Consider the following 9,132-nt stretch of genomic DNA (forward strand, 5'->3'; position numbering starts at 1 on the left):
CTCGTTACCAAGGAGAATCCGATGCTGCGTTTTGCCGCCAACCTGAGCATGATGTATGTGGAACACGATTTCCTGGACCGCTTCGCCGCCGCCGCCAAGGATGGCTTCTCCGGCGTCGAGTTCCTGTTCCCCTACGACTACCAGCCTGAAGAGATCAAGTCGCGCCTGGAGGCCAATGGCCTGACCCAGGCGCTGTTCAACGCGCCCCCGGGCGACTGGGCCGCCGGTGAGCGCGGCATCGCCTCGCTGCCGGGCCGCGAAGACGAATTCAAGCGCAGCATCGAGACTGCGCTGAAGTACGCTTCCGTCATCGGCAACAAGACCCTGCACGTGATGGCTGGCCTGATCAAGCCCGAGCAGGATCGCGCGCGTCACCGCGCCGTATATCTGGACAACCTGTCCTATGCGGCACACCAGGCCGAATCCGCCGGCCTGACCGTGGTGATCGAGCCGATCAACACCCGCAACATTCCGGGCTTCTTCCTGAACCGCCAGGACGATGCCCAGGCCATCTGTGCCGAAGTGGGTGCGCCCAACCTGAAGGTGCAGTTCGACTGCTACCACTGCCAGATCGTCGAAGGCGACGTGGCCGTGAAGTTGAAGCGCGACATGCCCGGCATCGGCCACATCCAGATTGCCGGTGTGCCCGAGCGCCACGAGCCGGATGTGGGCGAGCTGAACTATCCGTATCTGCTCAAGTTGATCGATACCCTGGGTTACCAGGGCTGGATCGGTTGCGAATACAACCCGGCGGGGGCGACCTCTGCGGGATTGGGATGGTTGAAGGCGCTGGCTGAGCAGGGCCTGACCACGCTCAAGGCCTGATCACGACATGGTGTCAGCCCGCGTAAAGCGGGCAAGAAAAAAAGCGGAGCCCATGCAACGGGTTCCGCTTTTTTGTTTGGACGATGGATTCGTTCAGAACAAATCAATTTCTCCACCCACCGGCTTGGCCTGCAGCTTGGACGCATATTCACGTTCACGGCTGGCCAGATCGGCAGCGGCGTCCTTGATCTTCTTGACCAGCACCTTGCCCGTGCGCGGGAAGAAATGCACCTTGCGCGGCCAGATGTCGTTGAGGTCTTCGGCCACCACGCGGATCTTCTCGGCCGAGAGGTAATTCTTCACGAAGGCGGCATTGCGCTCGCCCACGTTCATGGCGTTCATGCCGCGCAGCACCGCGCCGCCGCCGAAGACCTTGCATTCCAGGTTCTCGCGCCGGGCTCCGGCCTTGAGGACGTCGTTGATCAAGACTTCCATGGCATAGGTGCCATAGCGCATGGAGGCCGAAACCGGGCTGTCGGCTTCGCCGCCGCCATCGGGCAGCATGAAGTGATTCATTCCGCCCACACCGCTGACGCGGTCGCGCAGGCAGGCCGAGACGCAGGAACCCAGCACGGTCACGATCATCATGTCTTCACCGGTATAGAAATATTCGCCCGGCAGGATCTTGGCGGTGTCGCAATTGAAGGCCCGGTCGTGATATCGATACGACGCGAAATTTTCCGGCTTGTTGATGACGGTTTGCATGCGGGCCCCTGATCGTTCTTGTACGTGCCCTGGTGAGGGACGGTGAGTGTTGGCGGTCCATGCATTGTCAGTCAGGCACGGCCCCCACGATATCGGGGAATTCCCTAGCCCGGAACATGCTTGTGCGCCATCGTTAATAGGGGATATCCGCAATCGCCCGCCGCTCCCATCCCGTGGTACGCTGCGCCCCCTCGACATGACCCGATCCCGGTCCGCTCTGACGGAGACGATTTGTACAGGCATTCCCCAAATGCCGGAGACAGGTATCGGACAGGCAGTTGAAACCGGCAGGCACGGCCCATTCAGGCAGGTGCGCCGTGGCCCCGCGCGGCCACGCCCGGCTGGGCTTGCATTGATCCGCAAGGCCCTCATGACGCAGCGCTTTCGCGCCCGCCCTCCACGGCAGGCGCTGCGGCCTGTGGCATGCACCGGTTGTCCGACTCCCCGCCACATGCAGGGGAGGCAGCCCTCTCTCATCACAAACGGATTAGACAATGTTGAAAAAATCCTTCCTGGCTTTGCTGGGATTCGTAGTTGCGCTGGTCGTCACGCCCGCTTCGCAGGCGGCTGACGTCAAGAAGGTCGACGTGCTGCTGGTCGGCGGCGGCATCATGAGCACCACCCTGGCGGTCTGGCTCAATGAGCTGGAACCCGGCTGGACGATGGAAATGGTCGAGCGCCTCGATGGCGTGGCCGAAGAAAGCTCCAACGGCTGGAACAACGCCGGCACCGGCCACTCGGCCCTGGCCGAACTGAACTACACGCCCGAAGACAAGGACGGCAAGATCCAGATCGCCAAGGCCATCGAGATCAACGAAGCCTTCCAGATCTCGCGCCAGTTCTGGTCATGGCAGGTCAAGAGCGGCGTGCTGAAGAACCCGCGCTCCTTCATCAATTCCACCCCGCACATGAGCTTCATCTGGGGCGATGACAACGTCGCCTACCTGAAGAAGCGCTACGAAGCCCTGCAGGCCAGCCCGCTGTTTGCCGGCATGCAGTATTCGGAAGACCACGAGCAGATCAAGAAGTGGGTGCCGCTGATGATGGAAGGCCGCGACCCCAACCAGAAGCTGGCTGCCACCTGGACCCCGCTGGGTACCGACGTCAACTTCGGCGAGATCACCCGCCAGTTCGCGGCCTACCTGCAGACCCGCTCCAACTTTGCCCTGAAGCTCTCCAGCGAAGTGCGCGACATCACCCGCAACGGCGATGGCACCTGGCGCGTGGTCTACAAGAACCTCAAGGATGGCAGCACCACCGAGACCGATGCCAAGTTCGTCTTCATCGGTGCCGGTGGCGGTGCCCTGAAGCTGCTGCAGAAGTCCGGCATCCCCGAGGCGCGTGACTATGCGGCCTTCCCGGTGGGCGGTTCCTTCCTCATCACCGACAACCAGGACATCGCCCTGCGCCACCTGGCCAAGGCCTATGGCAAGGCTTCCGTGGGAGCGCCGCCGATGTCGGTGCCGCACCTGGATACCCGTGTGCTGGATGGCAAGCGCGTGATCCTGTTTGGCCCCTTCGCCACGTTCTCGACCAAGTTCCTGAAGCAAGGCTCGCTGTGGGACCTGTTCTCGGCGACCACCACGCACAACGTGTGGCCGATGGCCCGTGTCGGTATCGACGAATATCCGCTGGTGGAGTACCTGGCCGGCCAGCTGATGCAGTCCGACGACCAGCGTTTCGCCGCGCTCAAGGAATACTTCCCCAACGCCAAGAAGGAAGACTGGCGCCTGTGGCAAGCCGGCCAGCGCGTGCAGATCATCAAGCGCGATGACGCCAAGGGCGGCGTGCTGAAGCTGGGTACCGAGATCGTCGCCTCGGCCGATGGCAGCATCGCCGGTCTGCTGGGCGCCTCGCCCGGCGCTTCGACGGCTGCGCCCATCATGCTGAGCGTGCTGCAGAAGGTCTTCAAGGACAAGCTGGCCACGCCGGAATGGCAGCAGAAGGTGCGCCAGATCGTGCCCAGCTACGGCACCAAGTTGAATGACCACCCGGACCAGGTCGCCAAGGAATGGGCCTACACCGCAGAAGTGCTGCAGCTGATGCCGCCGCCGGTGATCGCTCCCAAGGCGGCCGGCCAGACCGGCAAGGGTGGCAGCATGGAAAAGCCGAAAGCCAACGCATCGGCCGATATGGCGCTGTGATGGCGGGGTTGCCTGTTTTTTGGGCAACCTTGAAATGAAGTTTTCTGAAAAATGGGTAGTCCGGTGTCGCGCCGGCTACCCATTTTTTCATGGACCATCCTCAAGGCTGCCTGGCGGTGCAGGGCAGCGGTAGCTGCAGCAAGGCGGGCCAGCGGCTTGCCCAGTCGCTCTCGTGCGCCATGCCGGGGATGATCGCCAGCGCGGCGCAGTGCCCGGCCTTGGCGACGAAGCTGCGCGTGATGGCAGGGGTAATGACGGCATCCTCGGCACCGCCGACATGCAATTGCGGGATGCGTGCCACCTGTGCGGCCACATCGATGGGATTGAGCGAGCCCGGCATCTGCGAGACCTTGTGCCATTGGTTCACGGCCACGTGATCGAGATTGCCGGCCACCGTGCGGATGGCGCTGACATCCTTGCGCCGTGCCGCCAGCAGCACGGCGATGGCGCCGCCGCCCGAATAGCCGACCAGCTCCAGCCTGGCCGGCTGCAGTTGTGCCACATAGCGGCTCAGGGCTTCATCCATGGCGCTGACCACTTCCGGCGAGTAGCGCAGGCCGGCCCAGTAGAGCGGATGGCAGACCGGATTGCGCGCCATGGGCGTGAACTGGCAAGGCCGCGCGAGATACACCACGTCACCGCCATCGCTGGCCGCCAGGCGCAGGCCCATGGCCGAATGCGGCGTCGGGTCCGGCGAGACCTGGTTGCGCGTGATCCAGGCGCGGCCGTCGCCTTCCAGGTAGACGCGCAACAGCGGCGCCTTTGGCCGGGCGTGCACGTAGGCCGTCAGCACGAAGGGGCCGCCGCGCACTTCCTCGCGGTGCAGGCCGGCGGGTGCGGCCAGGGCATCGGCGCGTCGGACCAGGTCGGGATCGCTGGCGCAGCCGGCCAGCAACGCGAGGCTGGCGAGGGCAGGCAAGCGGAGTCGGGAAAGGAAGGAGGAGCGCATCGCGCGATTGTCGCCGGAGTGAAAAGGGCCCGCAAGCGCAAGCTGCGGGCCCTGTCCCATGGGATCAGCAATCTCAGAAGAGCCAGCCCACGCGAGCGGTCAGTTGATGCATCAGCGAGCGGTCGCGCACTTCGGCGTCATAGCCCAGCGTGCCATAGCTTCCCTGGGCGCCGTTGAAGCGATAGCTCACGCCCAGTTGCACGGCGTCGCGATTGGGTGCGGTGCTGGCGGTAGTGAAGCTGGGGCCGCCGGCCACGAAGCTGGCGGTGACATCCGGGTTGCCAGCCACCTCATGCAGGTAGCGCGCACGCAGTTGCAGGCGGTCGCCGTTGTCGCTCAAGCGATTCAGTTCCACACCGAGGGTAGGCTGGACCGAATTGGCGCGGCTGGAGGCCACATTCTGCGCCAGCGCCGCATTGCCGCTTTCGGTGTAGCCCTGATTGCTCAGGTGCGACAGGCGCAGGCCGGCCAGCCAGCGCCCGGACCAGCGCTGGCTGACCGCAAAGGGCAGCCCCGCTTCCACGCGCGCGCCGAGCTGCCAGCCGTTGTAGCTGCCATTGACGCGCTGGCCGAGGAAGTTGATGGCGCGCTGGCTGCTGTAGTGATTGCCACCCACCATGAGCGCGCCATCCAGCGTCCAGCCATCCATGTCCAGGCCGACATAGCCACCGACGTTGACGGCGTCGACATTGACGTCATTGCCGCTGGCATTGTCACTGCCGCGTGTACCGGCACGGGTATAGCCCAGGGTCAGGCCGGCCACTTCGCGCGCCGACAGGTCGGTTTCCATCCCGGCGGCCATGCCGTAGGCATTGACGTCGTAGCCATCAGCGCCGGCGCGGGCCTGCTGCCGGCCCCAGGCGCCCAGGCCTTGCAGCCAGACGCGGCCGCGTGCGGCGGCCTCGCCGGTGGCTACGCCACTGCTGCCCTGGCTGGCCACGGGCGCATCACCGCGTGCGCTGTCCACGCGCCCGGCCACGGCCGAGAAGACGCTGCCCATGGAGACCTGTGCCGCTTGCTGGCTGGCGCGATTGGTTTCCGGTTGCAGCTGCCGTACCGCGCTGCGATAGACAGCCGTAGTGGGCAAGGCATCCAGCGAGGCCAGCAGGTTCTGCACCTGGGCGTTGCTGCTGTTGTTGCCCAGCGCGTCGAGCGCACGGCCCAGCGGGCTGCCGCTGACGTCGCTCACGCTGGCGGTACGCTGGGCCGTAAGGATCAGGTCGTTGCCCGAGACTTGCAGGCCGTAATCCAGCGTGGCGGTATTGGCCAGCTGGATCTTCGACACATCGACCGACAGGCCGCCGGCCGCCGAGAGGATGGTCCAGCGCGCCGCCCCGGGAACATAGGTTTTGACCACGGGCTGCAGCGTCGCACCGTTGGACAGCGTGGCGCTGCCGGCGGCATTGATGCGGTCGGACTGCGTGCCGGCCACGCCCACCTGCAAGGTGGCGCCGCTGCCGACCGAGAGATTGCCACCGACGTTGATGATGCGGGTGGCCGTCCCCTGCGCGGCCTGGAATGTGCCATTGACGGCCAGGTTGCCGCTGGTGCCGAAGGCCCCGTTGACCTGCAGTACTGCGCCCTGGTTGACGGTCATGTTGCTGACGGTGCCGAGGTCATAGTTGAAGCGCGTCACGCCGTCACGCACGACGTAGTTCTCGAAGCCCGACAGCACGCCTGCTGCAAAGGTCTGCGTGCCCCCGGTGGTGAGCGTGTCGATGCCGGTGCCGCCGTTGATGGTACCGATCACGGTGCCACCCAGCAGTTGCAGCGAATCGTCGCCATCGCCCATGTCGATGGCCATGCCGTTCTTGCCTTCGATGCGTCCGTAGTTGATCAGCGTATCGTTGCCGCCGCCCATCTGCACCGCTGCGCCCGGCGCGGAGCTGCCGCCCTGGCCGGCCAGTGTGGCCTGTGTGCCGCCGGTGATCACGCCGCTGGCATTGTTGATGAGGGTATCGTCGTAATTGCCGACCAGCCCGACGGCGATCCCCTTGTTGCCGGTGATGCTGCCGTCGTTGACGATATACGCCTTGGCACCATTGACGCCACTGGCCCCGCCGGTGCCGCGCCCGGTGGTGTTGCCGTTGTTGTAGGTGATGCGCGGATTGCTTGGGTCCTTGGACCAGTCATTGCCATCATCGATGAGGATGCCGTGGGCATCGCCATAGATCACCGCGCCAGCATGGTTGATGATGGTGCCGCCACCGGCGGCGATGCCGTCGGCGCCATTCGGCTGGCCGGTGGAATCGAGCCCGCCTGCGCCATTGCCACGGATGGTCCCCCAGTTTTCGATGTAGGCGGTGCCGTCGATATCGACGCCGTCGCCATCGCCATTGCTGGTGGTGGCGCCGTTGCCGAGCACGTCATACACGCGTCCGCTGCCGGCATAGTTGCCGATGATGGTGCCGTAGTTGAAGACCACGCCATGGCTGTCGAAACCCACGCCCGAACCATTGTTGCCGGTGATGACACCGCTGGCCTGGTTGATCACCACGTTGTTGCTGATGGCCACGTTGCTGCGCGTGCTGCCATCGGCATAGGTGGCGTCGAAGGTGATGCCGCTTGCGCTCAGGCGCGGCGTGAGCGCGATGGCATTGGCCAGGTTGCTGTCGGGCGTGGCGGCCACCGGATCGCCGCCGTCGATGCCGTGGCGTGCGCCGGTGATGCTGCCGTAATTGACGATGACGGCATTGCGGATGCCGTCGTCGATGGAGATGCCATCGGCTGCTTTCGGCGGCGAACCGCTGGCGCAGGCCGACAGGTAATCCGGGCAGGAGGTGTTGACCGGGCTGGTGGTGAAGATGCGTCCGTAGTTGGTCAGCAGGATGTTGGAGCCCATCTTGATCGCGCTCGAACTCGACGAGCTGATGGTGGCGCTGCTGTTGCTGGCCGAGCCATTGACGATGGTATTGCCGGCGGTGGAGTAGTCGCCGTTGGCATTGATGGCGTAGTTCTTGCCATTGTCCGCATTGGTGGGTGTGGGGCCGGTCTGCGAGATGGTGCCGAGGTTGACGATGGAGAAGGTATCGCTGCCCTTGCCGATGAGGGTGGTGGGCGTCTTGGCGCTGCTGGAGGAACTGGTGATGACGCCGCCGGCAGCGTTGTTGAGGATCAGGTTGACCTTCTTGTGGTTGATGCTGATGGCCGTCAGGCCGCTGTTCTGGCCGATGGTGCCGGCGTTGTTGATGGTGACGGTACTGAGGTTGTCGTTGTCCTGCGAGGTCCGGATGGTGGCCGCGCTGCTCGAAGCCAGGGTGCCCCCTGCGTTGACGGTGATGTTGTCGGCACCGTTCTTGGTCAGGGTCTTGGCGGCGGTGTCGGTGGTGCCATCGGCTACCGTATAGTTGGCCGCATGGGTGGGCGCGTGGATGGCTTGCAGGGCAAGGGCCAGCGGAAGCAGGCGCAGGGGTAAGGAAGAACGTGCCATGTGCAAAGAAGTTGGTAGCAGGTTGTCAAGATCTGAAAGTTTGCTGACAACATGTGACCGGACCATTACATCGGTCGCTTGCGCCTGGCTTTTCGTCCCTCGGTGTGGTCTTTCTGATAATCTTCTGCCGTGGCAAGACGCTGACAATGTAAAGAACAAGGGGAGAGCAAGGATGGGAAGTTTCTTCATGCAGGCGGGGGCAGTCCATGGATAAATCGCTGTGGAGCTTCCTGCTGCCGCAATGGGATGGCACGGCCTACGGCGGGCTGCAGTGGACGTTTGCGCTGGTGATGCTGGCGGCCGTGGTGGTCTTGCCGCTGCTGCTGGCACGCAGCGCCCGGCCTGCGCAGTGGCAGGCGCGGCTGCAGGCGCTGGCTGGCGAGCGCGGGCCTTTGCCTGTCACGACCACGCCGGACCAGCTGAGCCAGGCCGTGGCTACGCCCGCCGAACGTTGGGCCGCCGCGATGCCGGGCTTGATCCTCATGTTGGGTTTGCTGGGTACCTTCATCGGCCTGGGCCTGGCCTTGACGGCCACGGCCGGCGTGCTCGGGCCGCAGGCGGCACCGGGTGCGCTGGGGGCGGTCATCGATGCGCTGGGCAGCAAGTTCAAGATTGCCGCGTGGAGCATGCTGGCGTTCCTGATCCTGAAGTCCTGGATCACCTTGCGTGCGCATGAGCAGGCGCGCCTGGGGTGGAGCATCGGCGTTCTCAAGGACGTGGCCACTGCGGCTGCGCAAGCGCAGGCGGTGCAACACGCAGAAGAACAGCAACGTCTGGTCGACGCCATCAAGCAAAGCGGACAAGCCCTGCTGGCGGCCCAGCAGGCCGAGGCGCAGCGCGCGCATCTGCGCCATGGCGAATGGCTGGAGGCGATGCAGCGCCAGTCCGGACGTTCCTCCTGAGGCCGCGATGAGTCGATCCGATCACGAATGGGTCGCCGCCACCGGGCTCATGGCGGCGCTGGCGGGGGTATTGATCGTCCTGCTGGCGGTGAGCCGGGCGGGTGGTCCGGAGCTTGCGCAGCAGCGTGCGCAGGCGCCGCAGGAGGCGTCCGCCTCCGCGCCCACGCCGCCCCCTGC

Annotated in this window: 6 protein-coding genes; 3 read left to right on the plus strand and 3 right to left on the minus strand. The window is 64.9% G+C overall.

The window, feature by feature from the left end; genetic code table 11:
* Positions 1-21: 21 nt before the first annotated feature.
* Complete coding sequence (gene otnI / locus FYB76_RS25335; protein ID WP_154135452.1) at positions 22-825, plus strand: 2-oxo-tetronate isomerase; 804 nt, start codon at positions 22-24, stop codon at positions 823-825.
* 93 nt (positions 826-918) lie between these two features.
* On the opposite strand, the gene cheD is transcribed toward otnI, so the two are convergent.
* Entirely contained in the window at positions 919-1,530 is a 612-nt protein-coding gene (gene cheD / locus FYB76_RS25340) for a chemoreceptor glutamine deamidase CheD (RefSeq protein WP_034341503.1), read from the minus strand.
* Positions 1,531-2,024: 494 nt separating this feature from the next.
* On the opposite strand from cheD, the gene mqo reads away from it, so the two are divergent.
* Complete coding sequence (mqo, locus tag FYB76_RS25345; protein WP_088755018.1) at positions 2,025-3,674, plus strand: malate dehydrogenase (quinone); 1,650 nt, start codon at positions 2,025-2,027, stop codon at positions 3,672-3,674.
* A gap of 100 nt (positions 3,675-3,774) precedes the next feature.
* Here mqo and FYB76_RS25350 read toward each other — a convergent pair whose 3' ends face one another.
* Both FYB76_RS25350 and FYB76_RS25355 read right to left on the minus strand, forming a co-directional pair.
* Positions 3,775-4,623, minus strand: coding sequence for an alpha/beta hydrolase (locus FYB76_RS25350; protein ID WP_088755017.1), 849 nt, complete (start codon positions 4,621-4,623; stop codon positions 3,775-3,777).
* Between the two features lie 73 nt (positions 4,624-4,696).
* Positions 4,697-8,053: an autotransporter domain-containing protein gene (locus tag FYB76_RS25355; RefSeq protein ID WP_154135453.1), complete on the minus strand. Its 3,357-nt coding sequence runs from the start codon at positions 8,051-8,053 to the stop codon at positions 4,697-4,699.
* Positions 8,054-8,259: 206 nt separating this feature from the next.
* Between FYB76_RS25355 and FYB76_RS25360 the strand changes: the two genes are divergently transcribed.
* Positions 8,260-8,955, plus strand: a complete 696-nt coding sequence (locus FYB76_RS25360; protein ID WP_154135454.1) for a hypothetical protein — start codon at positions 8,260-8,262, stop codon at positions 8,953-8,955.
* The last annotated feature ends 177 nt before the right edge of the window (positions 8,956-9,132 follow it).

Source organism: Herbaspirillum sp. CAH-3 (assembly GCF_009668275.1).
Taxonomy (GTDB): Bacteria; Pseudomonadota; Gammaproteobacteria; order Burkholderiales; family Burkholderiaceae_D; genus Herbaspirillum; species Herbaspirillum aquaticum.

What these genes read in the sequence shown, in the direction of transcription:
- FYB76_RS25350 (WP_088755017.1), bottom strand. Translation starts at nt 4,623, where the DNA reads ATGCGCTCCTCCTTCCTTTCCCGACTCCGCTTGCCTGCCCTCGCCAGC.
- FYB76_RS25355 (WP_154135453.1), bottom strand. Translation starts at nt 8,053, where the DNA reads ATGGCACGTTCTTCCTTACCCCTGCGCCTGCTTCCGCTGGCCCTTGCC.
- FYB76_RS25360 (WP_154135454.1), top strand. Translation starts at nt 8,260, where the DNA reads ATGGATAAATCGCTGTGGAGCTTCCTGCTGCCGCAATGGGATGGCACG.
- cheD (WP_034341503.1), bottom strand. Translation starts at nt 1,530, where the DNA reads ATGCAAACCGTCATCAACAAGCCGGAAAATTTCGCGTCGTATCGATAT.
- otnI (WP_154135452.1), top strand. Translation starts at nt 22, where the DNA reads ATGCTGCGTTTTGCCGCCAACCTGAGCATGATGTATGTGGAACACGAT.
- mqo (WP_088755018.1), top strand. Translation starts at nt 2,025, where the DNA reads ATGTTGAAAAAATCCTTCCTGGCTTTGCTGGGATTCGTAGTTGCGCTG.